The sequence below is a fragment of the Kribbella sp. NPDC051718 genome (genome assembly GCF_040681515.1).
Taxonomy (GTDB): domain Bacteria; phylum Actinomycetota; class Actinomycetes; order Propionibacteriales; family Kribbellaceae; genus Kribbella.
On sequence record NZ_JBFAYZ010000001.1, the window covers coordinates 1,026,815 to 1,053,500 of the forward strand.

A 26,686-nucleotide genomic window follows, 5' to 3' on the forward strand; every position below is an offset into this window, starting at 1 on the left:
GTGATCCGAGCCTCACGCACCCAGGTGACGTCCACCTTCACCTCACTCCGGCCGCACTTGCCCGGAGCGCTGGTTCTCGGGGCAAGTGCGCACGCGGCTGAATCATCCGGGCTGAGAATCCACCATGCCCCAGCTCATGAGGAGCAGAACCCTGATGTCCAAAGCACGACATGCCCGCCCCCGGCGAAGTACCCGCCGGGTAGTCCGGACCCTCTCGATCGCCGGCCTCGGCGCCGGGATCACCGCCGCAGGAGCGGGTGGCGCGTTCGCCGCCGACTACAAGGTGAAGGCCGGTGACACGCTGTCGGAGATCGCCCAGGCCAACGGCGCCGACTGGCACCAGCTCGCCAAGCTGAACAACCTGAAGAACCCGGACCTGATCCTGATCGGTCAGACCCTCAAGCTCGACGGCGTGACCGCGACCGCCGTCCGGCAGACCGAGAAGAAGAAGCGGGTCGTCCACAAGACCCGGACGGTGAAGAAGTCCACGGTCCACAAGAAGACCTACAAGGCTCGCCCGACCCGCTCGAACGATCGCCCCTCGACCGGCAGCAGCGGTAGTGCGAATCTCAGTGGTGCCTGGGCCAAGGTGGCCAACTGCGAGTCCAGCGGCAACCCCAAGGCCGTGAACCCGGCGGGCTACTACGGCCTGTTCCAGTTCGACCTGCAGACGTGGCGCAGCGTCGGCGGCACCGGCAACCCGACCAAGGCGTCGGCAGCCGAGCAGCTGATGCGCGCGAAGAAGCTCTACGCCCAGCGTGGCGCCTCCCCGTGGCCGGTCTGCGGGAAGTACCTGCGCTGACCCAACCGAGCACTGCGGCCCGCGGGCAGACCCCAACCCTCGCTCGCGGCCGCAGTCCTCTCTCAGCGGGTCAGTACCAGCATCTGGTCCGCACCGACCTGGAACTCGTACGGCACCTTGCGGATCTCGGATCGCACCGGCCGCAAGTCGTCCAGCAGGTCGGGCAGGTACGGAACCGCGTCACCCGCGCCCTGCTGCACGAGCGGGAAGATCCGTACTTCGGAACGGCTGACCCGGACGAGTTCCTTCAACGCGGCGAGATGCCAGTCGCGGTCGTACTTGTCGGCCCAGGTGAAGAGCAGGTGCGAGCACAGCACCAAGTCGAATCGCCCGTCCTCGAACGGCAATTCCGGCAGACTGCCCGCGACATACCGCTCAGGCGCCGTCGTCACGTCCTGCAGGAAGCGATCCGCCGCCTCGATCCGTAGGTCGTCCTTGCGGCCCGGATCGCCGTACCAATGCCAGACGAAGCTGGCCGCGTGCTGGTCGACGATCTGCGCGCCTTGCGGCAGGCTGCGGCGTACCGTGTCGACGAGCTCCGACGTCGGCAGCTCGTAGGCCTGGTCGACCGCCACGGCGTCGACGCCCCGGGCAGCGGCCTCAGCGGTGAAACTCGACCCGCCCGCACAGCAGTCCAGGATCGAATCGGGCAACTCGGTCAAGTCGAACATCGCCTCGTACTCGGCGTACGAGCGAGATGTCACCAACACGTGGACGCTACCTCCGGACGGGTCGTCTGCTGAGCCGGCGGTCGAGAAGGGTGGCCCCGGCTGCCAGAGCGAGGAACAGTAGCGCGACGAACAGACAGTTCAGCAAGACCCGGCCATAACCGTGCAGGCTGACGTCGATGAACGGGTACGGATAGAAGCCGGTCCCCTCGCCGCGGATCAGCGTGAACGCGACCCAGAGCAGCGGATACACCACCGACCAGGCGACGATCCTGTTGTCGGTCTGCCCGCGCGGCCCGGTCAGCAACCACCCCAGTACGCCGAGCAGCGGAGTGACCGTGTGGACGAGGAGGTTCGCGACCCAGGCCCAGCCGGACAAGCTGTCACTGCCGGCGAGCACCAGGTGGTACACGATCCCGGTCACCGCGATGCAGAGCACGCCGTTGAGCCGAAGCGTCTTGAACAGCGTGCCCTCCCCGCCGCGACCGAGCGCGAGGAGCAGGCAGGTCCCACCCAGCAACAGGTTCGACTGGATCGTGAAGTAGGCGAAGACGTTGAGGACCCGCTCGGGATTCTCCTTGTAGAAACCCTCGCCGCCGGTGGACGTCGCCGTCACCAGGCACTGCATGACCACACCCACTGCAACCACCAGCGCCGTGACACCGGACCAGACCCGTCCCGCCTTTGTCATGGCCAGCAATCTACGGGGTGGGAACGGGTCTGGCGGGGAGGTCAGACGGCTTGCTCGACCTTCTTCTTCTCTTCTTCGTCGACGCCGTAGCTGAACGAGACGAACCCGTCGATCACCAGCACGATCGTCCAGGTCCACGCCGGGCCCAGCAGCGCGTCGAAGCCCTTGCCGGACAGCAGGCCGAGCACGATCATCACAGCCACCCCGACGCCGTACGCGAGCACGTGGTGGTACCAGCCGCGACGCTCGTGCTGAGCCTTCTCCCGAGTCCCCTTCTTCAGCTTGACCGGCCGCGGCCCACCGGCCAGCTTGTACGCCGCCCAGCCGTCGGCCCACTTCAGGCTCTGGTGGCCGAAGCCGACGCTGACCCCGATGAAGATCGCGGCCAGCGAGTGCTTGAACGACGGCTCACCGCCGGACCGGATGTCGATCACGCTGGCGACCAGCAGCACCACGTCCACCAGCGGGACCATCGCGAGCAGCACCATGCCCAGGCGCGGCAGGCGGAGCAAGTAGCGCGTCACCATGCCGGCGGCGAGAAGCACCCAGAAGCCGATCTCACAGCCGGCGATCACAGCGAGCAGCACGAGGACTCACCCCTCCGTTTATTTCGTACGCTTGTGTTTATACAACCGACTCTAACACGGCTGTGCTAAAAAGGGCAGATGCCGAAGATCGTCGACCACGACACCCGCCGCGAGGAGATCGCCCAGGCGCTCTGGCGGGTGGTCCGCCGGGACGGCATCCGCGCCGCGTCGGTGCGTTCCGTCGCCACCGAGGCCGGCTGGTCCGCCGGCGCCGTCCGCTACTACTTCCCGGACCAGGCGGGGCTGATCGCGTTCGCGATGGACCTGGTGTCCCGCCGAGTCAGCGACCGGATCAGAGCGCTCGACACCACCGGCCCGCTGCCCGACGTCGTACTGCGCTTCCTGGAAGAGGTGATCCCGCTCGACCCCGAGCGACAGGCCGAGTTCGACATCTGGCTCTCCTTCATCGCCCAGGCCCAGGCGGAGTCCGGCGCCGGCGGCCTGCGCGAGGTACTCGCCCCGGTCCACCAGGGCCTCCGCGACCTCTGCGCCTCCCTGCTCAACTCCCTGTCCCAGGCCGGCATCCTGCGCCCGGACCTACGCATCGACCTGGAGACCGACCGCCTGCACGCCCTCATCGACGGCCTCTCTCTGCACGCCGCGGTAGACCCCACGGCCAGCACCCCGGACCGTGTCCGCGACATCCTCCGCAGACACCTGACAGAGCTCCAGCCGTGACCGCCACCATCGACCGCCACGGCCCACGCGACGACCTCACCTGGTTCCAGGAGTACCTGGACGACCTGGACCCACTCGAGTGGCAGATCGAGGCGTTGGCCACCCGGCCCCAGCACGTGAAGCTCGTCATGACCGACGCCGCCAAGGAGCTGGGCCTGCGCCAGCTGCTCACCCCGAACGACGAGCGACTGTCCGATCTCCTCGAGCTGTACGTCCGCAGCGGCGCCGCCACCCTGGTCAGGCAAGCGGCCGGCCCCGGCACCTTCACGGTCACACTCGCCGGCCAGGAGGTGGAGTTCGACCGCGCGACCGAACGACGCGACCCCGGTTTCCTGGAGAAGCTCGCGGTGCTGGGAGCCGCGGTACTGGACGATCAGCAGTCGCTGGAGCTGACCGCCGCGAGCCTCGGCAACTCGACGGTGTTGCACGCGTTCCACGCGCTCGTCACCGGCGATCCGCATGCGGGTGAGCTGCTGCGGTCGGCGATCGAGGAGCTCTACCTCAGCCACTCCCTGCTCGGACCGTGGAACGAGCACATCGAGTTGCCGCTGCTGAAACTCGCCCAGACAGTGCTCGACGGAGGGTTCGAGGAGCAGCTCGTCGCGACACTTGGGTCGCACCGGCTGCGAGGCCAACCCGGGTGAGCCCAACGCGCGAGACCCACTCGGTTTCATCGCGCTTGGACCGCTCTGCCTGGCGGCCATCGCGCGGCAACGCGGGATCGCTTTCGCCGTCAGGTCGGAGTACCTGCCGGAGCGTCTCATCCGGTGATCGGGCCGGGGGCCGAGAAGATTCGCTGAACCCTGACTAAAAGGTTGTCCTGCGTGGCACGATCCCCTACATGGAGACCGAGGGGGTGATCGTCGTCAGCGGGATCATGGCGGCAGGGAAATCCACTGTCTCCCAACTGCTCGCGGAACGATTCCAGTACGGCGTCCATCTGCACGGTGATGTCTTCCGCCGGATGATCGTCAGCGGCCGGGCCTCGGCCGCGACCGACAACGGCGAGGAAGCGCAGAAGCAACTCAAGCTGCGCTACCGGATCGCCTGCCAGGTCGCCGACAGCTACGCGCAGGGCGGCTTCACGGTGGTGCTCGAGGATGTCGTGATCGGCGAGCTGCTGCGCGAGTTCCTGGACGGCATCGAGACCCGCCCGCGGTACCTGGTCGTCCTCACTCCGCGCCCCGACGTGATCCACGACCGGCTCGGCTACGGGCACGAGCATTCGGTCGACGAGCTCGACTACGAGCTGCACGCCTTCAGCCCGCGCCGCGGCCTCTGGCTCGACAACTCCGACCTCTCCCCGCACGAGACCGTCGACGCCATCCTGGGCCGACTCGACGAGGCCAAGTTCGAGTAGTCGCCGTGGCTACTCCGGAGTAGTTTGGCTGGATGGCGACCGTCCGGCGTACTTCGTGCAACCTGTGTGAGGCCATCTGCGGTGTGCTCGTGACCGTCGAGAGCGGCCGCGTCACCGACATCCGCGGCGACGAGGCGGATCCCCTGTCCCGCGGGCACATCTGCCCGAAGGCCGTCGCGCTGCGCGACCTCCAGGAGGACCCCGACCGCCTCACCCAGCCGGTACGCCGGACCGCCACCGGCTGGCAAGAGCTCGGCTGGAACGAGGCGTTCACCCTGGTCGCCACCCGACTGCGAGAGGTCCAGAAGGAATCCGGCCGGAACTCGGTCGGCGTCTACCTCGGCAACCCGAACGTGCACAGCGTCGGCGCGATGACCCACATGCCGACCGTGGTCCGGCTGTTGAAAACCCGCAACCGGTTCAGCGCGACGTCGGTCGACCAGCTGCCGCACATGCTCGCGGTCCATCTGCTCTACGGGCATCAGCTGATGGTCCCGGTGGCCGACATCGACCGGACGTCGTACCTGCTGATGCTCGGCGCGAATCCGCTCGCGTCGAACGGGAGCATGATGACGGCGCCCGGCTTCGGGCGGCGGCTCAAGGAAGTACAGAAGCGCGGTGGACGGGTCGTGGTGATCGATCCACGGCGGACCGAGACGGCGGCGGTCGCGGATGAACATCAGTTCGTGAAGCCGGGGACGGACGCTGCTTTTCTGCTCGCGCTGATTCACGTCATCCTGGCCGACGGGGCTGTGGCGGTGCCTTCTTATGTCGATGGGCTGTCGGCTGTCGAAGAGGTGACGCGGGAGTGGACGCCGGAGCGGGCGGCCTCGGTGACAGGGATTGCGGCGGAGGACATCCGGCGGCTGGCGCGGGAGTTCGCGGCCGCTGACAAGGCTGCTTGTTATGGGCGGCTCGGGGTGTCGACGCAGCAGTTCGGGGCGATCTGCCAGTGGGCCGTGCAGGTGCTCAACATCATCACCGGCAACCTCGACCGGCCGGGTGGGTCGATGTTTCCGCGGCCGGCGGTCGATACGTTGCGTGGGATCGGGAAGGGACATATCGGTGCGTGGACGAGCCGGGTGCGATCGCTGCCGGAGTTCGGTGGCGAGTTGCCTGCGTCGGCGATGGCCGAGGAGATCCTGACGCCGGGTGACGGGCAGATCCGGGCGATGGTGACGATCGCGGGCAACCCGGTGCTGTCGACGCCCAACGGACGGCGGCTGGACGAGGCGCTGCCGACGCTCGACTTCATGGTGGCGGTCGATCCGTACATCAACGAGACGACTCGGCATGCCGACGTGATCCTGCCGCCGACGCCGCCACTCGAGCGGGAACACTACGACTTGGCGTTCCACCAACTCGCAGTTCGGAACACTGCCCGGTGGAACGACGCGGTGCTGCCACGGCCGTCGGAGTCCCGGCACGACTGGGAGATCTTCCGCGGGCTGGGGCTTGCTCTCTTGGGGCCGGTCGGCCGGAGCCGCCAGAAGCTCATCACCTCCCTGCGACTGCGCTTGTCCCCGCGCCGAATCGTCGACCTGGGTCTGCGGATCGGGCCGTACCGCCTGTCCGTACGCAAGCTGAGGAAGTCCGTCGGCGGCGTGGACCTCGGGCCGCTGCAGCCGGCACTGCCTGGGCGGCTCTATACGAAGACCAAACGCATTGACTTGGCTCCCGCGATGATCCTCGATGATGTGCCACGCGCCTTCACTGCGCTGTTCTCGGGCGCTGCGGAGGATGGACTGCTGCTGATCGGGCGCCGGCACCTGCGCAGCAACAACTCCTGGATGCACAACTCGGCCCGTCTGGTGAAGGGCAAGCCGCGCCACCAACTGCTGATGAACCCGTCCGACCTGAGCGCCCGCGAGCTCATCGACGGCCAGCTGGTCGACATCACGTCGGCCGCCGGCACCATCTCGGTAGAGGTTGCTGCTAGCAACGACATGATGCCGGGCGTGGTCAGCCTCCCGCACGGCTTCGGCCACGGCCGGGCGGGCGCGCAGCTGTCCGTGGCCAACAAGGTCGCTGGCGTGAGCGTGAACGACATCACGGACAGCGCGTTGACTGATCCCGTCGCGGGGACGGCCGCGCTCAACGGCGTACCAGTGAAGGTGACGGCGGCCCACTGAGAACCTAGGCGGGTGGCGGCCCCGAGCTGCCGCGCACGACCAGCGCGGGGGTGGAGTAGAGGTGCGACTGCGGCATCGCGCCGTCCAGCAGGTCGAACAGGCGATGGGCGACTTCGGCGCCGTAGGCAACGATGTTGTGGCTCATCGCGGTCAGCGTCGGATGGGTCAGCCGGCACAACGTCGAGTCGTCCCAGGCGACCAGCGTGACATCGTCCGGCGAACGCAGCCCGAGCTCGTTGACCACCGCGAGACCGGCCACGGCCATCAGGTCGTTGTCGTAGATGATCGCCGTCGGCCTGGCCTGGCTCGCCATCAACTCCCGCGTCGCGGCAGCGCCTTCCTCACCGGAGAAGTCGGTGTGCACGACCCGCTCCTCCAGCCCGAGCCGTCGGCTCACCGCGGCGAACGCCTGGTCGCGGATCCACACATGACCGTGCTCGGGCGGCCCGGCCACCCGGGCGATCGACCGATGGCCGAGCGCTGCGACGTGCTCGACGGCGGCGTACATCGCCGACGTACCGTCGGTCCACACGCACGCCAGCCCGTCCGCGAGGGCTGGATCCCCGACCAGCACCGCGGGCAGTTCGAGCTTGCGCAGCAACGGGATCCGCGGATCGTCGACCCGCAGATCGACGACGAGCACTCCGTCCACCCGGCGCTCGGCGGCCCACTTGCGGTAGGTCGCCATCTCGTCGGCGAGGTCCGGCACGACCTGCAGGGCGAGCGCGTACGACCGGTCGCTCAGCACAGACTCCACGCCACCGACGAAGCCCATGTAGAACGGTTCTTCACTCAGGGTCTTGGCGGTCCGGGCCAGTACCAACCCGAACGTCTCACTGCGCGCAGCCGACAACTGCCGCGCCGCCCGGTTGGGCACCCACTCCAGTTCCTCGGCAACCTTGAGCACACGAGCCCGGGTAGCCTCACTGACCCCCGGCTGGTTGTTCAGCGCGTACGACACCGCGCCTTTGGAGACGCCGGCCCGTCGGGCAATCTCCTTGATCGTGATTCGGGGCACGATGGCCTCCTTCGAACGGGCGGTCCGAACCGTGACGGGCGGTCCGGTAAGCCCCCATTCTGCGACCCCTGTGTACTCCCTGTCTCCAGGTAAACGCTCTCCACCACCCAGCGCAACCAGTTGATCAAATATCCGGGATTGGAACACGGAAAGTAGTCAGTTGACTACAACGTCTCGCCGGGCGCTTTTACCGGCTCTCGGTAAGCGCTTGCCTTCGAGGGGTGAAGGCGGCTCGACTGGTGGTTATGGGGTGGTCCGGGGTGGGGCGGCTGAGATAGGCTGCGGCGAGTTACTTAACCGGTTCGGCTAGTCCAGTCCGGGGGCTCTCATGGGCAGCGGGAGACCCCGAAGACGAGGAGAGAAAAACATGGTCGCAGTGGACAATCTGTCCCTACAGCTCTACACGGTCCGGTACAAGCTGGAGGAGGACTTCGACGCCACGCTCGCCCGGATCGCTGAGATCGGGTACCGCAAGGTCGAGCCCTTCGGTGTCGTCGGCCTGGCCGACCAGCTGGCCGAGGCGCTGCCCAAGTACGGTCTGTCGGCCCCCACCACGCACGCCGGTCTGCTCCGCGACGAGACCGGCCCGATCTTCGAGGTGGCCAAGAAGCTCGGCATCGGCACTGTCATCGACCCGTATGTCGATCCCGCCCGGTGGCAGTCCGCGGACGACATCCTGGCGACGGCCGCGGCGCTCAACGAGGCCGCCAAGGTGGCAGCCGACCACGGCATCACGGTCGGGTACCACAACCACCACTTCGAGCTGGAGTCGGTGATCGACGGGGTGCACGGCCTGGAGATCCTGGCCGACAACCTGTCCGACGACGTCATCCTCGAGGTCGACACCTACTGGGCCGCGGTCGGCGGCGCCGACGTACCGGCCCTGCTCGGCCGGCTCGGCGACCGGGTGAAGGCGCTCCACGTCAAGGACGGCGACGGCACCCTGAACAACAAGGCGCAGGTCGCGGTCGGCGCCGGCTCCATCGCGATCAACGACATCCTGAAGGCGTCGCCGGGCACCCTGCGGGTCGTCGAGCTGGACGACTTCGAGGGCGACATCTTCGACGCGGTCGAGGGCAGCTTCACCTACCTCACCGGGGAGGACGTTGCATGAGTGCTGTCGGAGTAGGCGTGATCGGCGCGGGGGTCATCTCCGACGCCTACATCAAGAGCATGCAGAGCTTCCCCGACCTCAAGGTGGTCGCGATCGGCGACCTGCGCCCGGAGGCCGCGGAGGCGAAGGCAGCGGAGTACGGGATCGAGGCGCACGGTGGCCCCGAGGCGGTGCTGAGCCACCCCGACGTCGAGATCGTGGTCAACCTGACCATCCCGATCGCGCACGTCGAGGTCGCCCTGGCAGCCGTTGCCGCAGGCAAGCACGTGTGGAGTGAGAAGCCGTTCTCGCTCGACCAGGAGAGCGGCCTCAAGCTGCTCGCCACCGCGTCCGACGCGGGGCTCCGGCTGGGCTGCGCGCCCGACACGATCCTCGGGCCGGGCCTGCAGCAGTCGCGCCGGATCATCGAGCGCGGCGACATCGGCCAGCCGCTGACCGCGCTCACGCTGATGCAGTCCCCCGGCCCGGAGTCCTGGCACCCGAACCCCGCTTTCCTGTTCCAGGAAGGCGCGGGACCGCTGTGGGACATCGGTCCGTACTACCTGACGACGCTCGTCCAGCTGTTCGGGCCGGTCGCGGCGGTCGCCGGGATCGGATCGAAGTCGCGGGAGAAGCGCACGATCGGCTCCGGGCCGCTGGAGGGTCAGCAGTTCGACGTGACCGTGCCGACGCATGTCAGCGCGATCGCGCGGTTCGAGTCGGGGCAGTCGTCGCAGAGCATCTTCAGCTTTGACTCGCCGCTGTCGCGGGGCGGGTTCGTGGAGATCACCGGCGCCGACGCGACGCTGGCGCTACCGGATCCGAACCAGTTCGACGGTGAGATCAAGATCCGTCGCCGGGGCGCCGAGGACTGGGAGGTTCTCGAGACCACCAAGGCGACCGCCGAGCGCGGCACCGGCGTACTGGAGATGGCGCGCGCGATCCGCGAGGACCGTCCGCACCGGGCCACCGGGGCGCTCGCGTTCCACGTCGTCGACGTGATGTCCTCCATCACGGAGTCGATCGACACCGGCTCCTTCGTCGACGTCACCAGCACCGTCGAGGTCCCGCCCGTCCTGCCGGACGACTGGGACGTACAGGCCTCGACCATCTGATGACAGCACTCCTGGACCCCCGGCGGACCATCGTGTTCGCCGGGGACTCCGTCACCGACTGCGGCCGCCGGGACGACCCGGCCGGCCTCGGCGACGGTTATGTGAAGAACCTGTACGACGAGTTGGGCCCGGACCGCCCGCGGATCGTCAACGCCGGCATCTCCGGTCACCGGGCGGTCGACCTCGTCGCCCGCTGGCAGACCGACGTACTCGCGTACGAGCCGGACGTCGTCTCGATCCTGGTCGGCATCAACGACACCTGGCGCCGCTACGACGAGGACGACCCGACGTCGGCCGAGTCCTTCGAGCACTCGTACCGCGAACTGCTGGAACCGCTCCGGACCAAGCAACTCGTCCTGATCGAGCCGTTCCTGCTCGCGGTGAAGGAAGAACAGCACGCCTGGCGCGAGGACCTCGACCCCAAGATCGACGTCGTCCGCCGCCTTGCCGCCGAGTACGACGCCCTCCTCGTCCCGGCCGATGTCGAGTTCAACCGGCAAGCGGCAGCAGTCGGCGCGACCACGCTGGCCGACGACGGGGTGCATCCGACCGCGGCCGGGCACGCATTCCTGGCCGACCTCTGGCACAGGACAGTCCGGGCTTGATCACTGCCGTCAGCCGGCCGGAGCAGGTCGGCGGCCTGGTCCGGGCAGGGTCAGGCGGCCGGGCGGAGCAGGTCGGCGACCTGGCGCATGCGTTCGCGGACCGTGTCGACGTCGGCGGACGCGTCGACCTCGTGGTGGATGCCGCGGCCGGCGTACAAGGCGAGCAGCGGAGCGGTCTGGTCGTCGTACACCTGGAAGCGGCGACGGATGACCTCCTCGGTGTCGTCCGAGCGGTGCTCGATCTCGGCCCGCCGGAGCAGGCGATGAAGCAGGTCCTCGGGGTCCACCTGCAGGACGACCGCCGCATCCAGGGACCGGCCCTGCCCGATCAGGATCCCGTCCAGTACGGCGGCCTGGTCGAGCGTGCGGGGGTAGCCGTCGAGGAGGAAGCCGGGGCGGGTGTCGCCGGCGGCCAGCCGCTCGCGAACCATCGCGTTGGTGACCTCGTCGGGGACGTACTCACCGGCGTCGAGGAAGCGCTGCGCGGTCCGGCCGAGCTCGGTCGCGGCGGCCACCTGGGCGCGGAAGATGTCGCCGGTGGAGATCACCGGCACGCCGAGCCGTTCGGCGAGGTGGCCGGCATGCGTTCCCTTGCCGGCTCCCGGCGGTCCCATCAGGACGACAGTCGTCACGGCGTTCTCCCAACCATCGGTAAGCCCTCCAGCCTAGGGAAGCTTCGGCCCCTGCGGTACGGCGTACGTCACTCCGTCACTCTGACCTAGAATTTCTTTTGCTCGTCAAGTAATCCGTTCCGAAAGAGAGAACCGGCTGTGACATCGACACTCAGGACCGTTTTGCTGACCACCGAGGGTGGAGCTGCCTGGACTGTGCGGGCGGTGGAAGGACCTGTGCCGGATCGGAACAGCGCTTTACTGGGGGCGCCGGTGGCGGCGACCGTGCCTGGGGAGGTCTACAGCGATCTGCTGGCGGCCGGGGTGATTCCGGATCCGTTCGACGGGGACAACGAGGGCAAGCTGCACTGGATCGGGAAGACCAGCTGGAGCTATCGGACGGACTTCGACTGGGAGCCGGATGAGCACGCGGTGCAGGAGATCGTCGCCGAGGGGCTCGACACGGCGGCACGGGTGGTGCTCAACGGGAACGAGATCGGGTCGACCTGCAATCAGCATCGGTCGTACCGGTTCGATGTCACCGGACTGCTGATTGCCGGGCACAACGAGCTGGTGGTCGAGTTCGCGTCACCGGTGGCGACGGCGAATCGGCTGCGGGAAGAGTCGGGCCTGTGGCCGCACACGAATCTCCATCCCTACAACGCGATACGCAAGATGGCGAGCAACTTCGGCTGGGACTGGGGTATCGACGTCGCGACGGCCGGTATCTGGCGGCCGCTGCGGATCGAGTCCTGGACCGGCGTACGGATCGACTCGGTCCGTCCGCTCGCCGGGATCGATCGCGATCGCGGCGTACTGGACAGCCGGGTTCGTCTTGCCTGGTCGAAGGGTGCTGTTGACGACGCCACGATCACGGTCGAGGTCGGTGGTACCACCACCGAGATGACCGTTGCCGCGGGCACCGAAGAGGTCGGAGTCACCTCGACGATCGACGCGGTGGACCGCTGGTGGCCGCGCGGGCACGGTGAGCAGCCCTTGTACGACGTGACGATCTCGGTGGCCGCGGGCAACCATGGCGACGTACGGAAAACTCGGGTCGGCTTCCGGACCGTCACGATGAACGTCGCCCCGGACAAGGACGGCGGGCCGTTCGTCCTCTCGGTCAATGACAAGCCGATCTACATCCACGGCGCCAACTGGATCCCCGACGACGCCCTGTTCACCCGGCAGACCCGCGAGACCTACGCGCGCAGCATCCAGGACGCGATCGACGCCAACATGAACCTGCTCCGGGTCTGGGGCGGCGGCATCTACGAGAGCGAAGACTTCTACGACCTCTGCGACGAGTTGGGTGTGCTCGTCTGGCAGGACTTCCTGTTCGCCTGCGCGGCGTACTCGGAGGAAGAACCTCTCTGGAGCGAGGTCGAGGCGGAGGCTCGCGAGGCCGTCACCCGGTTGAGCAGCCACGCCAGCCTCGCACTCTGGAACGGCAACAACGAGAACATCTGGGGGTACGTCGAGTGGGGCTGGCGCGAGCCGCTCGGCGGGCGGGCGTGGGGCGAGGGCTACTACATGGAACTCCTCCCTCGCATCGTCGCCGAGCTCGACCCGCGGACGCCGTACTCGGCCGGCAGCCCGTTCTCGTACGACCGCTACATCCACCCCAACGACGAGCGCAACGGCACGATGCACATCTGGGACGTGTGGAACCAGGTCGACTACTCGTACTACCGCAAGTACAAGCCGCGCTTCGTCTCCGAGTTCGGGTTCCAGGGACCGCCGGCCTGGTCGACGCTCACGAGTGTCGTGCACGACGAGCCGCTCGACCCGTACGGCGAGCAGATGCTCGTGCACCAGAAGGCTTTCGAGGGCAACCTCAAGCTGGAGAAGGGGCTCGGCGATCACCTGCCGATGTGGAAGACGGATCGGGGCGGTGGGGTGGGAGATGTATCAAGAATGGACGACTGGCACTGGACGACGCAGCTCAACCAGGCGCGGGCGATCGCCTATGGCGTCGAGCACTTCCGCAGCCTGTTCCCGCTGAACACCGGCGCGATCGTCTGGCAGCTCAACGACAACTGGCCGGTTGTTTCGTGGGCGGCGGTCGACGGGCACGGCATCCGGAAGCCGTTGTGGCACACGTTGAAGCGGGTGTACGCCGACCGCCTGCTGTCGGTGCAGCCGCGCGAAGACGGGTTGGTTGTTGCCGCACACAACGACACGGACGTTGCGTGGAGCACCGAGGTGACGGTGACGCGACGCAGTACGGCGAAGGGTGGCGAGGTGCTCGCCAGCGAGACCTTCGTGCTCGAGGTCGGAGCGCGGGACGGGGTCCTCAATTCGTTGCCCGAGTCGGTTGCCGTGGCGGGCGACGCTGCGGGTGAGTATGTGGAAGTGCGGGCGGCTGGCGGCGGTACGGCGTACTGGTACTTCGTCGAGGACACGCAACTGCAGGTCGTCGGCGACGCCTACACGTCCGAGGTCACGCCGACCGCCGACGGGTATGACGTGACTGTGACGGCAACCGCGCTGGCCAAGGATCTCGCGCTGTTCCCGGACCGGCTGGAGAAGGACGCCAAGGTCGACAGCTGTCTGGTCACCCTCAGCGCGGGCGAATCACACACCTTCCACGTCACCAACGCCTCGGCCCCGGCGACACCGATCGGCAAGCCGGTCCTGCGGTCGGCCAACGACTTGATTGCTTTATGACGAGATCTTGACTAAGTGATCGACAGACCTCCTACTGGGTGCTGACAGCTCTGCTTCCGCCCCCACTGGAGGTCTGTCCGTCATGCCCAAAACCCTTTGTTTCAAGGCGATCTCGGTCGCCGTCCTCAGCCTCGCCGCCCTGCTGGCCGCCCCAGCGACCGCCTCGGCCGCACTGCCCGCATGTCAGCACTTCTACACCGGCACGATCCCCGACCGACCCGTCTCGGGCGGTCACGGCAACGGGACCACGGCACCGGCATACCGCGTCGCCGGGCGGCTGCCGGCGCCGACCGGGATCAACGGCGGACTCGGTACCGACGGCAAGGTGACGTTCACCTTCAACCGGGTGACGGGCGCGAAGGCGTACCGGGCATTCAAGAACGGTCAGGCGCTGCAATGGATCAGCGACTGGGGCCAGGCGACCCTGCAGGTCACTGACTCGTCGCCCTGCAACGGCGCGCACTACCAGGTCTACGCCATGTCACAGGAGGACACGGCGGCCTCGTCGATCGGCCAGATCACCACGTCGTTCCGCCTCAACTCGGCCAACCGCCTGACGGCGTACACGATCCCCGTCGGCACTACCTTCAACTACCGCGTCTCCGCGTACAACGACGTCGCCCAGACAGCCCTCGGCTACAACGCCGGCACCGGCATCTGGGCCGTCGACGCCCGCATCATCCCCTGGGGCACCCGCCTCTACGTCCCCGGCTACGGCCACTGCTACGCCGCCGACATCGGCAGCTGGATCAAAGACGACATCATCGACGTCTGGTTCCCCCCGGGCCCCGCAGCCGACAACTGGGGAATCCAACGCCTCAACCTCGTCGTGGAGTAGGTCAGTCCCGTCCAGGCATCGCGACGGCGAGCGCGTTGCGGCGGCAGGCATCGGCCAGCCGGTCGTCGTAGGTGACGACGAGGTCGGCGTCGATCAGCACTGCCGTCGCAAGGTGAATCGCATCCAGACTGCGCAGGATCAACGGCTCGATCCGACGGGCGACACTGACCACATCCGTCCCCATCGGTCGCTCGTCGATGCCGGACATCGCGCCTTCGATCAGCTCGCCGGCATCAGCCGCCGACCTCACCCTGGAAAGCACGACCCGGGAGACCTCGATCCAGGCGAGCGAGGACGAGGCCAGCAGATCCGTCGCCCAGTAGTGCCCGTCGAGGAACTCCACGAGATCTGTCGATTCCGGCTCCGCCACGACCCGCTTGATCAATGCGCCGCTGTCCACGTAGACACGCATCAGAAGCGGTCGTCCCGACCGAGCAGTTCCAGGCTGTCGACACCCTTCGGCAGCCGAAGCTGCGGAGTCACCTTCCGGTAGGCCACTCGCGCGGGGTTCACCCGATGAGCCGTCCTGGCGCTGTCACGGTCGCTGACCGGCAACTCCTCGCCGACCAGGTGAAGATGGCGGGCGACGGCCTCGCGGAGAATCTCTTGCTGCGACTTGCCGGTGCGGTCGGCCTCCGCTTGGAGGGCCGATGCCATCTCTGGAGTAAGTCTCAAGTTCACAGCCATGAGCTGATGGTACCGCAAGTGGCACCAAGCACGGTACCACTAGCTCTGGCGGAGGGCCGCCAGGTGAGTGTCGAGTAGGTGCCGCAGGCGTTTGTGAGGGAAGGCTTTGGGGTCGAAGAGGGCTTGTACTACTAGGCCGTGGGTGAAGGCGGCTAGGCCTGCTACCAGGTCGTTGGGGTTGGTTGGTGGTAGGTCGCCGTCTTGCTGGGCTTGGACTACCAGGGGTTTCAGGCGGGCTCGCCAGCGGGTGTAGCGGGACATCTCCATGGTGCGGAGTTCGGGGTCGGCGAGGGCTGCGTCCCAGGAGCTGACCCAGACTCGGTTCAGTTCGGTGGATTCGGGGGTCAGGGGCAGCACTGCGGCCAGGGCTTGTTTCAGGGCTTCCAGGCCGCGGGAGTTCTCGGTTGGGGGGACGAGCGCGCGGGTGCGGGCTTCGGCCAACTCCAGGGCGTGGACGATCAGGGCCTGTTTGGAGGGGAAGTAGTGGGTGACCAGGCCGGTGGTCGCGTTGAGTTCGGTGGCGACGGCGCGCAGGGTCAGGCCGCCGAAGCCTTCGGTGGCCAGGACCCGCCAGACGGCGGCGGAGACGTCTCGTCGTCGGGCCTCGTGATCCAGCTTTGCCGGCATCGTCCTATAGTAGGTACATAACAGTTGATATGTATGCCGGGGAGGCACCATGTTGTTCGCGTCCGAGCTCACCGAGACCGCCGAGCTGAGGTCGCTCGAGCCATGGCAGGCGGCCGAGTTCCTCGCGCATATCGACAAGGCGCGAGCGAACATCGAGCCGTATGTGTCCTTCGTCGATGTGGTCGTCGACGAGCAAGGGTCGCGGGAGTTTCTTCAGCGGTATGCGGATCGGCAGGCTGCCGACAGCGGGCGGCTCTACGGGATCTGGCTCGAGGGCGAACTGGTCGGCGGACTGCTGTTCCGGACCTTCGAGCCGCGGACGGGCTGTTGCGAGATCGGGGCCTGGTTGTCGGCCGAGGCGGAGGGGCGTGGGCTGATCACCCGGGGGGTGCAGCAGCTGATCGACTGGGCCATCGGCACGCGTGGCATGAACCGGATCGAGTGGCGATGCTTCACCAGCAACGAGCGCAGCGCGGCCGTCGCCAAGCGGCTCGGCATGGTCCTCGAGGGCACCTTGCGGCAGGACTTCCCGTACCGCGGCCAGGTCCACGACAGCCAGGTCTGGGCGATGATCCGCGACGACTGGGAACACCGCCCCTGGAAGTGACGACCCGGCGGGCGAGGCATACTCGGATCCTGTGACTGTTCACTGGGGGATCAGGATCGCCGCGCTCGCCGCCGCCGCGTCCGTAGTACTGGCCGGTTGTGGCGACACCGCGACACCCCCAGGAACAGCAGCCGGTACGCCGACGCTGGGCGGCCCCAGCCATCAGACACCGAGCAGTACTCCGCCTGGTACGCCGACCACCTCAAGCACTCCGACTAGGACGCCTACTCCCACAGCACGTCCGGGTGAGTCGCACGACGGCAACCTGATGCCGGTGATTCAGCACGGGCCGCGGGACAAGAAGTGGATCGCGCTGACCTTCGACGCCGACCTCACCGCCCTCATGCGCAAGCGCCTCCGCCACGGCAAGGTCAAGTCGTACTACAACGACGCCCTGATCACGAAGCTCCGCCAGGAGCACGTCCCGGCCACCCTGTTCCTCACCGGCATGTGGATGGAGCAGTACCCCGACCGGGTCCGCGAGCTGGCCGCCGATCCGCTCTTCGAGCTGGGCACCCACACCTACGACCACAAGGGCTTCACCAAGCACTGCTACACGCTCGGCACCGTCCCCAAGGCCGACATGCTCGCCGATGTGCGCAAAGCGGTCACTCTGCTCGACCAGCTGGACAGCCACGCCACGAGATGGTTCCGCTTCCCCGGCGGCTGCTACGACGGCACCGCCCTGCATGAGCTCGCCCCGGCCGGCGTCACCGCGGTAGGCCTCGACGTACCGGGCGCCGACGGCTTCGCCAAGTCCCCGAAGCCGATCGTCAAGCAGGTCCTCACCCACTGCCAGAACGGCTCGATCGTCGTCCTCCACATGCACGGCGGCGACAACGCGCCGTACACGGACGAAGCGATCACCCCGATCATCGCCGGCCTGCGTTCCCGCGGCTTCCGGTTCGTGACGGTGACTCAACTGATGAACGGCTGACAACAGCGCCTGACGGACGGCGGACCGCTGGGGTGGCACTCTGGGGGGACGATGACGACGACAGCTGATTCGCGGTCCCGTGGGCGGAGCCTGCGGCGGGATGCGCTGGGGTTGGGCACGTCCACCGCGATCGGGATCTCCTCCTCCGCGCCGGCGTATTCGCTGGCCGTGGCGGTCGGGCTACTGGTCGCGTACGTCGGTACGGCCGCCCCCATGGTCCTCGCGCTGGCCGCCGTGCCGGTCGTCCTGGTCACGCTCTGCTTCCGCGAGCTGAACAGGGCCGAGCCGAACTGCGGTACGACGTTCCCGTGGACCGAGAAGGCGTTCGGACTGGGCGTCGGCCGCATGGTCGGCTGGACCACGGTGATGGCCTGCGTGCTCGTCATGAGCAACCTGGCCCAGGTCGCCTCGATCTACACTTACGTACTGCTCGGCCTGGACGGCGCTGCCGACTCCCGTGCGGCACAAGCGGGTCTGGGCGCCGTGTTCATCATCGTGATGGCAGTGCTCGCCTACCGCGGCATTCAGATCGCCGCGTGGACCCAGGCGATCCTGCTGACGGTAGAGGTCGTCGCACTGCTCTGGTTCGCCATCAACGCGTTCCACGAGGCCGGCACCCTCAGCCTGCCGACGGATACCGGCCAGGGCAAGTGGGCTACCGGCGTACTGGTCGCAGTGTTCCTCTACTGGGGCTGGGACTCATCCTTCAGCGTCAACGAGGAGACCCGCGACCCACGGCGTACCCCTGCCATCGCAGCACTCATCGCCAACGGTTTCCTGGTCATCCTGTACGTCGTAGTCGCCTGGTCAGCCATCGCCTACGCAGGCGTGGGCCCGCTGGCCGACATAGCCGACGACGACTTCTTCTCCGTCCTGAGCAACGACCTACTCGGTACTGCGGGCGGCAAGCTCCTCATCGGCGCAGTGCTCGTCTCCGCTCTCGCCTCCACCCAGACGACCATCCTGCCGACCGCCCGCACGATGCTGTCGATGGCCAGGCGCGACGCGTTCCCAGGACAGTTCGCACGGATCTCCACCCGCTTCCACACCCCCAGCGTCTCCACCATGGTCTTCGCCGGCGCCAGCCTGATCATCTACGTGACCCTGGTGCTCACCTCGGACGCAGTACTGGCCGACGCCGTCGGGGCCGTCTCAGTGCTCGTATCGATCTACTACCTGGCCACTGCCATCGCAGTACCGGTGTACTTCACCGGAGCGATCGAAGGCCGGGTACTGCAGCGCGTAGTCGTCCCCTTGCTCGCGGCGGCGTCGTTCGTCGTAGTACTCGTCCTGGCCGTCTCTGACGTCGGTACCGGCCCCCTGGTTGTGGTGGGTGTAACGATGGTGGTCGGCGCGCTGATCATGTTCTCGATGAAACCGCCGGCCGAGGGGGAAGGCAGGGCATGACACAACAACGCAGAAGGATGCGCAGCGCGGGCATCACGCTCGGGCTGACCGCCCTGGTCGCCGCGTCGCTGACCGGGTGCAGCAGCGGTGACGACGAGAAGGCGGACTACGCCGCGATCTGTGTCGACCCGGAGACCCAGCAGCGCACCGACGACGACAAGTGCAAGGACGACCGCGAGTACCACGGCTCCGGCGCCGGCTTCTTCTGGTTCTACATGGCCACCCGCGGCGGCTTCCTGGTACCACCGGTCGGCGGCCGCTACAACGCCGGCGACGGCAGCTACACCAGCTCCAACCTGCGCAACTCCTCCGGTGGTACGGCGACCATCCAGCGCGGCGGGCTGTCCACCAAGGGTGGCAACATCGGCACGATCGCCCGCGGCGGCTTCGGCAAGGCGGGCAAGGGAGGGTCCGGCGGCTGATGTGGCGGCACTCGATCAAGCCCCGGCCGGGCTGGAAGGACAAGGTCGTCGAGCAGGGGCTGGTCTTCCCGATGACGGACCTGCCCGACGGCAGCCAGACGCCGTACTGGAACGAGAGCGCCTGGTACGAGGTGACCATGGACGAGGTGCTGCACCTCGAGCGGGTCACCGAGGAGCTCTACGAGATGTGCAAGCACGCCGCCTCGGTGATGGCGTCGGGTGACCGCTTCAGCGACGCCCAGCTCGGCCTGGCGTCCGGCACGCTGCCGATGGTCCGCGAGTCACTGAAGCGCGACGACCCGTCCGTGTACGCGCGGTTCGACCTGGTCTGGAACGGGGTCGAGCCGAAGATGCTGGAGATCAACGGCGACACCCCCACTGGGCTGGTGGAGTCGGCGGTGATCCAGTGGAACTGGCTGGAGGACGTCTTCCCCGACGCCGACCAGTGGAACTCGGTGCACGACCGGCTGGTCAAGTGGTGGAGCGACCAACGGGCGGCCGGCGCGTTCCCGGGCAACGAGGCGCACTTCTTCAACTCGGCCGCCGAGACCACCGGCGAAGAGGCGATGACGGTCGCCTACATGCGCGACACTGCGGCGATGGCCGGCCTGGCGACGTACGGGCACGAGATCGAGGACCTCGGCTGGGAGTCGGAGCAGCGTGCGTTCGTCGACTACGGCGGCCGGAAGATCCGGACCGCGTTCAAGCTCTACCCCTGGGAGGACATGCTCGACGACGAGTTCGGCAAGTACATCCTGTCCGGGCTGGAACGCGAGCCGGTGCGCTGGATCGAGCCGATCTGGAAGACGATGCTGTCCACCAAGGCGATCCTGCCGATCCTCTGGGAGCTCTACCCCGACCACCCGAACCTGCTTCCCGCGTACTTCGGTACGCCCGGCGACCTGCTCGAGTGGGTGGCCAAGCCGCTGCACGGCCGGGAGGGCAGCAACATCCGGATCCACACCATCACCTCCACCGAGGACGATGTGCACGACGGGCCGTACGACACGGACACGATGGTCTACCAGGAGTGGAGTCCGCTGCCGTCGTACGAAGGCAACCGGGCCGTGATCGGCAGCTGGATCGTCGACGGCGTCGCAGCGGGCATGATGGTCCGCGAGTCCGACGGGCCGGTCACCGACTACTACGCGCGGTTCGTCCCGCACGCGATCGGCACCGAGGCCCGCCCGGACGAGGAGACCATCCAGAAATGGCTCGCGGAGTAGTCAGTCCACCGCGACCGCGACGTACTTGATCTCCAGGTACTCGTCGATGCCGACGGTGCCGCCCTCGCGGCCGAGGCCGGACTGCTTGACGCCGCCGAACGGTGCCGCGGGGTTGGAGACGATGCCCTGGTTGAGGCCGATCATCCCGGTCTCGAGCCGCTCGCTGACCCGCAGCGCCCGGCTGACGTCGTTGGTGAACAGGTACGAGACCAGGCCGAAGTCGGTGTCGTTGGCCATCGCGACCGCCTCGTCCTCGGTCTCGAACGCGGTCAGCGGCGCGACCGGGCCGAAGATCTCCTCCTTCTGCAGCCGCGCCGACTTCGGTACGCCGGCCAGCACGGTCGGCGGATAGAAGTAGCCGTTGCCCTCAGCAACGGTCGCGCCGGTCAGTACCTCGGCGCCCTGCGCGACCGCGTCGTCGACCAGGTCCTTCACCTTGTCCCGCTGCTTGGCGTCGATCATCGGGCCGAGGTCGATCCCGTCCTCGGTGCCGCGCCCGACCTTCAGCGCGGCCATCCGCTCGGTCAGCTTGGCCGCGAAAGCGTCCATCACCGATGACTGAACGTAGATCCGGTTGGCTGCCGTGCAGGCCTCGCCGCCGTTGCGCATCTTGGCCAGCATCGCGCCGTCGACCGCCTTGTCCAGGTCGGCATCCTCGAAGACCAGGAACGGCGCGTTGCCGCCGAGCTCCATGCTGGTCTTCAGCACCTTCTCGGCCGCCTGCTCGATGAGCTTCACGCCGACCGGGGTCGAGCCGGTGAAGGACAGCTTGCGAGCGCGGCCGTCGCGGATCAGCGGCTCCATCACGCCGCCCGAGTCGTGGGTGGTGACGACGTTCAGTACGCCGGCCGGCAGGCCCGCCTCGGTCATCAGCTCAGCCAGCTTCAGCATCGACAGCGGTGTCTGCGAGGCGGGCTTGATCACCATCGTGCAGCCGGCGGCGACGGCCGGCCCGATCTTGCGAGCGCCCATCGCGGCCGGGAAGTTCCACGGCGTGATCAGCAGGCAGGGCCCGACCGGCTGGCGCATCACCAGCAGCCGGCCCTTGCCGTTCGGGGCCACCTGGTAGCCGCCCTCGATCCGGACCGCCTCCTCGGCGAACCAGCGGAAGAACTCGGCGGCGTACGCGATCTCGCCCTTCGACTCCGCGACCGGCTTGCCCATCTCGAGCGTCATCAGCAGGGCCAGCTCGTCGACCCGCTCGGTCATCAGCTCATACGTGCGGCGGAGGATCTCACCGCGCTCCCTGGGGGCCGTCGCAGCCCAGTCAGCCTGCGCGGCGACGGCGGCGTCCAACGCGGCCAGTCCGTCGGCAGGACTCGCGTCGGAGATGTCGCACAGCGTCGTACCGGTGGCTGGGTCCTCTACGGCGAGGGTCTTGCCGCCCTCGGCCGGTCGCCACTTGCCTGCGATGAAGAGTTCGGTCGGACAAGCCTCGACGACTTCCTGCTCCCGCGACATCAGCCCAGCCTTTCAGTAGTGGACATCGCCCACTTTAGGCCGGTGTGGTCAGGCAGTCGCGACGAAGTGTGGGGCGTGCCGGGGGACGCTGCGGATGGCCCTGGTCAGGCCGGCGGCGACAGTACGGAGGATGGCCGAGCGGACGAGGCTGTCGAAGGCCAGCGGGACCAGCATGAGCTCGTCGGCTCCAGTACTGGCTGCCACCGATGCCAGCCCGGCTGCGACACCAGCGCGCGTCCCGACGACGTACCCGGGCTCGTCGAGCAGCCGCTCGGCCTTGGTCCGCTCGCGGCCGGTGATCGGCGGCTCCAGCAACTCCATGAGCTCCGCCGGCGTCGCCCTGTTGGCTGCGGTCCGCAGACGCGACTTCACCCGCACGTACTCCCCCAGCCGGACGACTGCCTCCTCATCGGTGTCAGCGGCAACCACTGCCACGGTCACCCCGACATACGACTTCCCCGTCGGCCCTGTCGGCTCAAAGCTGTCCCTGTACGCCGCAGCCGACGCCAGCGTCCCTGCCGGCGCACTGTGATGCCCCAGGAAGAGCGGCAGCCCCCGTACTGCGGCCACCTGCGCGCTGGCCGGGTTATCCGTCATCACGAAGACAGGCGGCGGCAACCCAGCCAGGGCAAGCCGCACGTCGCCAACCGGCGCACGCCCGGGCAGCCCGTCCCTCAGGAACCGGCAGAGTTCATCCAGCCGCTGGGGGAAGGTGTCCCACCCCTTCTCGTTCAGACCAAGCGCTGCAGCAGTACTGGGCGGAACGGCCGGTGCCCTGCCCACACCCAGGTCGATCCGGCTCGGGTACGCCGCAGCCAACGCCGCGAACTGCTCCGCGACCACAAGCGGCCGATGGTTCGTCAGCAGCACACTGCCCGACCCCAGCCGGATCCGGTCAGTCCTGGCGGCCAGTACCGCCGCCAACACGGCAGGGCTTGCGCCACCGGCCCCCCGGACGCCATGCTGCTCTGCAACCCAAAACCTCCGGTAGCCAAGATCATCGGCGGTCTGAGCCACCTCGACGGTCTCGCGAAGCGCCGCCGCGGCAGACTGCCCAGGCAGCTGCGGCACCACATCGAGCACCGAGTGGGCTGATACCGGAAGTCCGGGCGTCGCGAGGCTGTACACCCGCTCACCGTCGCAGCCCCGAGGATATTCCGCATGGGGGCTGAGCCCCCATGTTTCCGTCGCCCCTCACCCACGGTCGAGGCCCGGGAAATCCCTGCGAAATTGGGTACCGGCAGCCCTTCCTGGCAGCGCCGGCCATCCGGCATCGTTCATGGCGTCGGGAATTCGGCACCACCCAGTGACCGAATGCCCGACAAGATCCACAGGTTCCTGTGCCGAACGGCCTTCCACCAGAGGACGTCCGGCACAGGCGATGCTGGACCGCGGGATGGCTACCCCCAGTCGACATCCCGCGGTACAGCACATTCCGGCACCGTCGCCAACTTGTTATCGCCAGAATTGAATATGGGGGCTTGCTACCCATGGCAAGGGCAACGCCTTGCTGTCAACCTGAGCTCGTGCTCAATTCCGCAACCACCGGGTCGCCCCGGGCCGACCATTCGCCTGCTTGGTGGTCTGCCGGGATGGGCCCGCATGAGCAGGGTCTGCCGATCCCCGCCTGGGCGGAGTACGTGGAGCGTAGTACGGCCTTGCAGAGTCGCACTGCGGCATCGATGCCAGGCAGTGACTGGCAGCAAGATCTGGTCCGGTGCCTCGAGCCACTCCTGGCCACTGCCAGGCAGGACCTTACCGCAGCCGGCCACGAAGGCGCGGTAGCCGAGCAGTTCATCCAGCGACTCGGCCTCCGCCTGGTACGCCTGGCGTCCCGGACCTTGGTACTGGAGCTCTCCCGGGCCCGCAGCCGCGGCGAACTGGTCGGCGACACCCCGGCCGAACGATTTCTCGACTTCACCCACCGGCTCGTCGGAGGGAGCGAGCTGGCGGAGTTCCTGGCCGCATACCCGGTGCTGGCCCGGGTCCTGGGCGAGGCGTGCCGACAGTCGGTCGAGGGTCACCTCGAACTGCTGGCCCGCCTCGCCGAGGACCGCGAGCAACTCATCAGCACCCTCCTGCACGGCATCGATCCCGGCCCCTTGGTCCGCATCGAGGCCAGCGGCGACCCCCACCGGGGCGGCCGCTCCACAGCCACCCTCACCTTCGCCAACGGCCACCACCTGATCTACAAGCCCCGGCCGCTCGACCTTCACGACCACTTCAACGACCTGGTGCGGTGGTTGAACGACAAGACCGGTCTAGGTATCCAGACGGTTCACGTACTGAGCCGCGCGGGATACGGGTGGCTCGAGTACATCGAGCACACACCGTGCCAGGACCTCACCGACGTACGCCGCTTCTACCACCGGCAAGGCGCCCTACTCGCCTTGCTGTACGTCTTAGACGGCACCGACATGCACTACGAGAACCTCATCGCCCACGGCGATCAGCCGGTCCTGGTGGACCTGGAGACCCTGTTCCATCCGACCCAGAACCTGGCCGGTCTGCCCGGTCAGGACCCCGCCCACACGGCTTTGCGGAACTCGGTCTACCGGACGGCGCTGCTGCCGTTGCTGATGTCGGGTGAGCACGGCGTCGTGGACATCTCGGGTCTCGGGGGCGATTCCGACGAGGTGTCGCCGATCAGTGTGATCGACTGGAACGACGCCGGCCTGGACACCATGCACATGGTCCGGCGCCCGGCCAGAACCATCGGAAGCCGGAACCGCCCAAGCCTCGGCGGTGCGGTACTCGAGCCGCGCGAGCACGAAGTCGCTTTGCTAGCAGGATTCCAGGCCGCGTATGAGGCGATCGCCTGGCACCGCGACGAACTGGTAGGCCCCGGCGGCCTGATCACCGCCTGCGCCGAGGACGAGATCCGCTACGTACCTCGGGCGACCCAGACCTACGCGTCCCTGCTCGACGAGTCAACTCATCCGAACGCCCTGCGCGACGCCGCCGGCCGCAGTGAACTGCTCGACCTCCTCTGGGACGCGGACCCGACTCTGCATCGTCTGGTACCGACCGAACTGGCAGACCTCTGGGCGGGCGACATTCCGCTGTACACCGCGCGACCGAACAGCCTGGACGTGTGGGCATCCGATGGCACCTTGGTGCCGAAGTTCCTGGCACACACGGGAATCGACGCGGTCGAGGCCAAGATCGCCATCTTGAGCGAGGTCGACCAGCATCGCCAGCAGTGGCTGATCTCGGCCACTTTGGCCACCCGGCCCGAGCGTATCGCGCATGTCTGCAGTACGACTCGCACAGAACTGGAGCCTGCGGAGGCCGATCCCGAGCAGCTACTCGCGGCCGCCACCGACATCGCCGACGAGATCATGGCTCGGGTCGAGGACGGCCAGGACGGCCGGGCGAACTGGCTCGGTCTCGAGCTGCTGGACGATCATCACTGGCGAGTGATGCCGATGGGAGCGGGCCTCTCCCACGGTTACACCGGGGTGGCGCTCTTCCTGGCACAGATCGGCGCCCTCACCGGCGCCGACAAGTACTCCGAGCTCGCCCGGGACGCGATTCGCCCGCTGCCGCAACTGCTGGACATGCTGGCGTCTTCGAGGCAGACGGCCCAACTCGTCGGGCCGGGCTTCTGCGGCATGGGCGGTATCAGCTACGGCATCAACCGGTTGAAGACCTTGCTCGACGACCCGGACCTCGGCGATTGGCTCTCCACTTCGCTGGAGATCACCGCCGGGCTCGGCCCCGACCACGAAGCGTTTCCTGGGTTTGTCGAGGGTGCGGCCGGCGCACTCGCTGCCCTGCGAGCGATTCCGGACCACCCACTCGCGACCAAGCTGACAGCGCGGTACGCCGACGAACTGGTCGCGGAAGTGGAGCTCGGCGTACGCAGGGAGCGCCCCGAACCCGACAGCGGTTTCGCCCGCGGCTATCAGGGCATCGCGTGGGCCCTCAGCCAGTACGGCGTACCGGGTGACAAGTACCTTGCCGCGGCGGCAGTCGCCGCGGATCTGGATCGGGCGTCCGGATCGCCCAACTCCGGCTGGTGTTCCGGCGACGCCGGCACCGCCCTCACCCGGTTCAGCGCCGGTGTACCCGCGGACCTCGAGGCCTACCTCGAGTCCGCCGCAAATCGTCCGGTGCTCGCCGACATGAGTCTGTGTCATGGCGAGCTCGGCGCGGTCGAGCCACTTCTGTGGCTGGCCGAACGCGACGATCCAGCCATTGAGGTTGTCCGGCGACGCCGGGCCGGGCTGGCGCTCGCCGCAGTGCAGCAGTACGGACCGCGATGCGGTACGCCGAGGGGGGTGCCCTCGCCCGGCCTTCTGACCGGCTTGGCGGGCATCGGCTACGGGCTCCTTCGTCTCGGCTTCGCCGGACGTGTCCCATCCGTCCTGCTGCTCGACCCGAATACCGGCGCACGGCACCCATCACAGTGCTGATCGCCGACCGCAACCATTCGACAGGG

The 26,686-nt window shown here is 67.8% G+C and carries 27 protein-coding genes; 17 read left to right on the plus strand and 10 right to left on the minus strand.

Going from position 1 to position 26,686, the window contains the following annotated elements:
- Window positions 1–154: 154 nt before the first annotated feature.
- Entirely contained in the window at window positions 155–802 is a 648-nt protein-coding gene (locus tag AB0M15_RS05000; protein WP_363813993.1) for a transglycosylase family protein, read from the plus strand.
- A 62-nt stretch (window positions 803–864) separates the two neighbouring features.
- Here AB0M15_RS05000 and AB0M15_RS05005 read toward each other — a convergent pair whose 3' ends face one another.
- The 3 genes from AB0M15_RS05005 to AB0M15_RS05015 are packed head-to-tail and all read right to left on the minus strand — an operon-like array spanning window position 865 to window position 2,748.
- Complete coding sequence (locus AB0M15_RS05005; protein ID WP_363813995.1) at window positions 865–1,512, minus strand: methyltransferase domain-containing protein; 648 nt, start codon at window positions 1,510–1,512, stop codon at window positions 865–867.
- 7 nt (window positions 1,513–1,519) lie between these two features.
- The gene (locus AB0M15_RS05010) at window positions 1,520–2,161 is read right to left on the minus strand and encodes a Pr6Pr family membrane protein (RefSeq protein ID WP_363813997.1); all 642 of its coding nucleotides are present in this window, start codon (window positions 2,159–2,161) and stop codon (window positions 1,520–1,522) included.
- A gap of 41 nt (window positions 2,162–2,202) precedes the next feature.
- Complete coding sequence (locus AB0M15_RS05015) at window positions 2,203–2,748, minus strand: 2TM domain-containing protein (RefSeq protein ID WP_363813999.1); 546 nt, start codon at window positions 2,746–2,748, stop codon at window positions 2,203–2,205.
- Between the two features lie 78 nt (window positions 2,749–2,826).
- Between AB0M15_RS05015 and AB0M15_RS05020 the strand changes: the two genes are divergently transcribed.
- The 5 genes from AB0M15_RS05020 (at window position 2,827) to AB0M15_RS05040 (ending at window position 6,918) form a co-directional block, all read left to right on the plus strand.
- Window positions 2,827–3,426 (plus strand): TetR family transcriptional regulator C-terminal domain-containing protein, encoded by a 600-nt coding sequence (locus AB0M15_RS05020; RefSeq protein WP_363814001.1) that lies wholly within the window; start codon window positions 2,827–2,829, stop codon window positions 3,424–3,426.
- The gene (locus AB0M15_RS05025) at window positions 3,423–4,070 is read left to right on the plus strand and encodes a hypothetical protein (protein WP_363814003.1); all 648 of its coding nucleotides are present in this window, start codon (window positions 3,423–3,425) and stop codon (window positions 4,068–4,070) included. Before AB0M15_RS05020 ends, AB0M15_RS05025 begins: the two co-directional genes overlap by 4 nt.
- Window positions 4,036–4,197: an Imm49 family immunity protein gene (locus AB0M15_RS05030; protein ID WP_363814005.1), complete on the plus strand. Its 162-nt coding sequence runs from the start codon at window positions 4,036–4,038 to the stop codon at window positions 4,195–4,197. The genes AB0M15_RS05025 and AB0M15_RS05030 overlap by 35 nt, the downstream gene beginning before the upstream one ends.
- Window positions 4,198–4,267: 70 nt before the next feature.
- The gene (locus AB0M15_RS05035; protein ID WP_343975244.1) at window positions 4,268–4,786 is read left to right on the plus strand and encodes an AAA family ATPase; all 519 of its coding nucleotides are present in this window, start codon (window positions 4,268–4,270) and stop codon (window positions 4,784–4,786) included.
- Between the two features lie 32 nt (window positions 4,787–4,818).
- Window positions 4,819–6,918, plus strand: coding sequence for a molybdopterin-dependent oxidoreductase (locus AB0M15_RS05040; protein ID WP_363814008.1), 2,100 nt, complete (start codon window positions 4,819–4,821; stop codon window positions 6,916–6,918).
- Between the two features lie 4 nt (window positions 6,919–6,922).
- On the opposite strand, the gene AB0M15_RS05045 is transcribed toward AB0M15_RS05040, so the two are convergent.
- Window positions 6,923–7,936: a LacI family DNA-binding transcriptional regulator gene (locus AB0M15_RS05045; protein WP_363814010.1), complete on the minus strand. Its 1,014-nt coding sequence runs from the start codon at window positions 7,934–7,936 to the stop codon at window positions 6,923–6,925.
- Window positions 7,937–8,303: 367 nt separating this feature from the next.
- Between AB0M15_RS05045 and AB0M15_RS05050 the strand changes: the two genes are divergently transcribed.
- The 3 genes from AB0M15_RS05050 to AB0M15_RS05060 are packed head-to-tail and all read left to right on the plus strand — an operon-like array spanning window position 8,304 to window position 10,749.
- Entirely contained in the window at window positions 8,304–9,050 is a 747-nt protein-coding gene (locus AB0M15_RS05050; protein ID WP_363814012.1) for a sugar phosphate isomerase/epimerase, read from the plus strand.
- A complete protein-coding gene (locus AB0M15_RS05055) occupies window positions 9,047–10,144 on the plus strand; it encodes a Gfo/Idh/MocA family oxidoreductase (RefSeq protein WP_363814014.1) in 1,098 nt (365 codons plus the stop codon). Before AB0M15_RS05050 ends, AB0M15_RS05055 begins: the two co-directional genes overlap by 4 nt.
- Window positions 10,144–10,749 carry an SGNH/GDSL hydrolase family protein gene (locus AB0M15_RS05060; protein WP_363814015.1) on the plus strand — a complete coding sequence of 202 codons (606 nt, stop codon included), beginning with the start codon at window positions 10,144–10,146 and terminating at the stop codon, window positions 10,747–10,749. The genes AB0M15_RS05055 and AB0M15_RS05060 overlap by 1 nt, the downstream gene beginning before the upstream one ends.
- Window positions 10,750–10,799: 50 nt before the next feature.
- Here the strand turns inward: AB0M15_RS05060 and AB0M15_RS05065 are convergent, their stop codons facing one another.
- A complete protein-coding gene (locus tag AB0M15_RS05065; protein ID WP_363814017.1) occupies window positions 10,800–11,381 on the minus strand; it encodes an adenylate kinase in 582 nt (193 codons plus the stop codon).
- Window positions 11,382–11,519: 138 nt separating this feature from the next.
- Here AB0M15_RS05065 and AB0M15_RS05070 point away from each other — a divergent pair, with 138 nt between their 5' ends.
- Together AB0M15_RS05070 and AB0M15_RS05075 are read left to right on the plus strand one after the other, a co-directional pair.
- Window positions 11,520–14,030 (plus strand): glycoside hydrolase family 2 protein, encoded by a 2,511-nt coding sequence (locus AB0M15_RS05070; RefSeq protein ID WP_363814019.1) that lies wholly within the window; start codon window positions 11,520–11,522, stop codon window positions 14,028–14,030.
- A gap of 82 nt (window positions 14,031–14,112) precedes the next feature.
- Window positions 14,113–14,868, plus strand: coding sequence for a 3D domain-containing protein (locus AB0M15_RS05075; RefSeq protein WP_363814020.1), 756 nt, complete (start codon window positions 14,113–14,115; stop codon window positions 14,866–14,868).
- 1 nt (window position 14,869) lies between these two features.
- On the opposite strand, the gene AB0M15_RS05080 is transcribed toward AB0M15_RS05075, so the two are convergent.
- Genes AB0M15_RS05080 through AB0M15_RS05090 form a run of 3 tightly spaced genes read right to left on the minus strand, consistent with a single transcriptional unit; the run spans window position 14,870 to window position 16,182 of the window.
- Entirely contained in the window at window positions 14,870–15,280 is a 411-nt protein-coding gene (locus AB0M15_RS05080) for a type II toxin-antitoxin system VapC family toxin (protein ID WP_363814022.1), read from the minus strand.
- Window positions 15,280–15,555, minus strand: coding sequence for a ribbon-helix-helix protein, CopG family (locus tag AB0M15_RS05085; RefSeq protein ID WP_363814024.1), 276 nt, complete (start codon window positions 15,553–15,555; stop codon window positions 15,280–15,282). The genes AB0M15_RS05080 and AB0M15_RS05085 overlap by 1 nt, the downstream gene beginning before the upstream one ends.
- Window positions 15,556–15,594: 39 nt before the next feature.
- Window positions 15,595–16,182, minus strand: a complete 588-nt coding sequence (locus tag AB0M15_RS05090) for a TetR family transcriptional regulator C-terminal domain-containing protein (protein WP_363814026.1) — start codon at window positions 16,180–16,182, stop codon at window positions 15,595–15,597.
- Between the two features lie 49 nt (window positions 16,183–16,231).
- On the opposite strand from AB0M15_RS05090, the gene AB0M15_RS05095 reads away from it, so the two are divergent.
- From AB0M15_RS05095 to AB0M15_RS05115, 5 genes are read left to right on the plus strand one after another with little or no spacing between them, the layout of a single operon-like run.
- A complete protein-coding gene (locus AB0M15_RS05095) occupies window positions 16,232–16,789 on the plus strand; it encodes a GNAT family protein (protein ID WP_363814028.1) in 558 nt (185 codons plus the stop codon).
- A 31-nt stretch (window positions 16,790–16,820) separates the two neighbouring features.
- On the plus strand, window positions 16,821–17,726 hold the full coding sequence (locus tag AB0M15_RS05100; RefSeq protein WP_363814030.1) for a polysaccharide deacetylase family protein: 906 nt from the start codon (window positions 16,821–16,823) through the stop codon (window positions 17,724–17,726).
- 51 nt (window positions 17,727–17,777) lie between these two features.
- Complete coding sequence (locus tag AB0M15_RS05105; RefSeq protein WP_363814032.1) at window positions 17,778–19,133, plus strand: APC family permease; 1,356 nt, start codon at window positions 17,778–17,780, stop codon at window positions 19,131–19,133.
- On the plus strand, window positions 19,130–19,555 hold the full coding sequence (locus tag AB0M15_RS05110; RefSeq protein ID WP_363814034.1) for a hypothetical protein: 426 nt from the start codon (window positions 19,130–19,132) through the stop codon (window positions 19,553–19,555). The genes AB0M15_RS05105 and AB0M15_RS05110 overlap by 4 nt, the downstream gene beginning before the upstream one ends.
- Window positions 19,555–20,781, plus strand: a complete 1,227-nt coding sequence (locus AB0M15_RS05115; RefSeq protein WP_363814036.1) for a glutathionylspermidine synthase family protein — start codon at window positions 19,555–19,557, stop codon at window positions 20,779–20,781. Before AB0M15_RS05110 ends, AB0M15_RS05115 begins: the two co-directional genes overlap by 1 nt.
- Here the strand turns inward: AB0M15_RS05115 and AB0M15_RS05120 are convergent, their stop codons facing one another.
- Entirely contained in the window at window positions 20,782–22,242 is a 1,461-nt protein-coding gene (locus AB0M15_RS05120) for an NAD-dependent succinate-semialdehyde dehydrogenase (RefSeq protein ID WP_363814037.1), read from the minus strand.
- 48 nt (window positions 22,243–22,290) lie between these two features.
- Window positions 22,291–23,370: an MsnO8 family LLM class oxidoreductase gene (locus AB0M15_RS05125; RefSeq protein WP_363814039.1), complete on the minus strand. Its 1,080-nt coding sequence runs from the start codon at window positions 23,368–23,370 to the stop codon at window positions 22,291–22,293.
- Between the two features lie 398 nt (window positions 23,371–23,768).
- Between AB0M15_RS05125 and AB0M15_RS05130 the strand changes: the two genes are divergently transcribed.
- A complete protein-coding gene (locus AB0M15_RS05130; protein WP_363814041.1) occupies window positions 23,769–26,660 on the plus strand; it encodes a type 2 lanthipeptide synthetase LanM family protein in 2,892 nt (963 codons plus the stop codon).
- The last annotated feature ends 26 nt before the right edge of the window (window positions 26,661–26,686 follow it).

What these genes read in the sequence shown, in the direction of transcription:
- AB0M15_RS05115 (WP_363814036.1), top strand. Translation starts at nt 19,555, where the DNA reads ATGTGGCGGCACTCGATCAAGCCCCGGCCGGGCTGGAAGGACAAGGTC.
- AB0M15_RS05050 (WP_363814012.1), top strand. Translation starts at nt 8,304, where the DNA reads ATGGTCGCAGTGGACAATCTGTCCCTACAGCTCTACACGGTCCGGTAC.
- AB0M15_RS05020 (WP_363814001.1), top strand. Translation starts at nt 2,827, where the DNA reads ATGCCGAAGATCGTCGACCACGACACCCGCCGCGAGGAGATCGCCCAG.
- AB0M15_RS05120 (WP_363814037.1), bottom strand. Translation starts at nt 22,242, where the DNA reads ATGTCGCGGGAGCAGGAAGTCGTCGAGGCTTGTCCGACCGAACTCTTC.
- AB0M15_RS05080 (WP_363814022.1), bottom strand. Translation starts at nt 15,280, where the DNA reads ATGCGTGTCTACGTGGACAGCGGCGCATTGATCAAGCGGGTCGTGGCG.
- AB0M15_RS05095 (WP_363814028.1), top strand. Translation starts at nt 16,232, where the DNA reads ATGTTGTTCGCGTCCGAGCTCACCGAGACCGCCGAGCTGAGGTCGCTC.
- AB0M15_RS05035 (WP_343975244.1), top strand. Translation starts at nt 4,268, where the DNA reads ATGGAGACCGAGGGGGTGATCGTCGTCAGCGGGATCATGGCGGCAGGG.
- AB0M15_RS05075 (WP_363814020.1), top strand. Translation starts at nt 14,113, where the DNA reads ATGCCCAAAACCCTTTGTTTCAAGGCGATCTCGGTCGCCGTCCTCAGC.
- AB0M15_RS05055 (WP_363814014.1), top strand. Translation starts at nt 9,047, where the DNA reads ATGAGTGCTGTCGGAGTAGGCGTGATCGGCGCGGGGGTCATCTCCGAC.
- AB0M15_RS05040 (WP_363814008.1), top strand. Translation starts at nt 4,819, where the DNA reads ATGGCGACCGTCCGGCGTACTTCGTGCAACCTGTGTGAGGCCATCTGC.
- AB0M15_RS05110 (WP_363814034.1), top strand. Translation starts at nt 19,130, where the DNA reads ATGACACAACAACGCAGAAGGATGCGCAGCGCGGGCATCACGCTCGGG.
- AB0M15_RS05010 (WP_363813997.1), bottom strand. Translation starts at nt 2,161, where the DNA reads ATGACAAAGGCGGGACGGGTCTGGTCCGGTGTCACGGCGCTGGTGGTT.
- AB0M15_RS05090 (WP_363814026.1), bottom strand. Translation starts at nt 16,182, where the DNA reads ATGCCGGCAAAGCTGGATCACGAGGCCCGACGACGAGACGTCTCCGCC.
- AB0M15_RS05105 (WP_363814032.1), top strand. Translation starts at nt 17,778, where the DNA reads ATGACGACGACAGCTGATTCGCGGTCCCGTGGGCGGAGCCTGCGGCGG.
- AB0M15_RS05085 (WP_363814024.1), bottom strand. Translation starts at nt 15,555, where the DNA reads ATGGCTGTGAACTTGAGACTTACTCCAGAGATGGCATCGGCCCTCCAA.
- AB0M15_RS05060 (WP_363814015.1), top strand. Translation starts at nt 10,144, where the DNA reads ATGACAGCACTCCTGGACCCCCGGCGGACCATCGTGTTCGCCGGGGAC.
- AB0M15_RS05000 (WP_363813993.1), top strand. Translation starts at nt 155, where the DNA reads ATGTCCAAAGCACGACATGCCCGCCCCCGGCGAAGTACCCGCCGGGTA.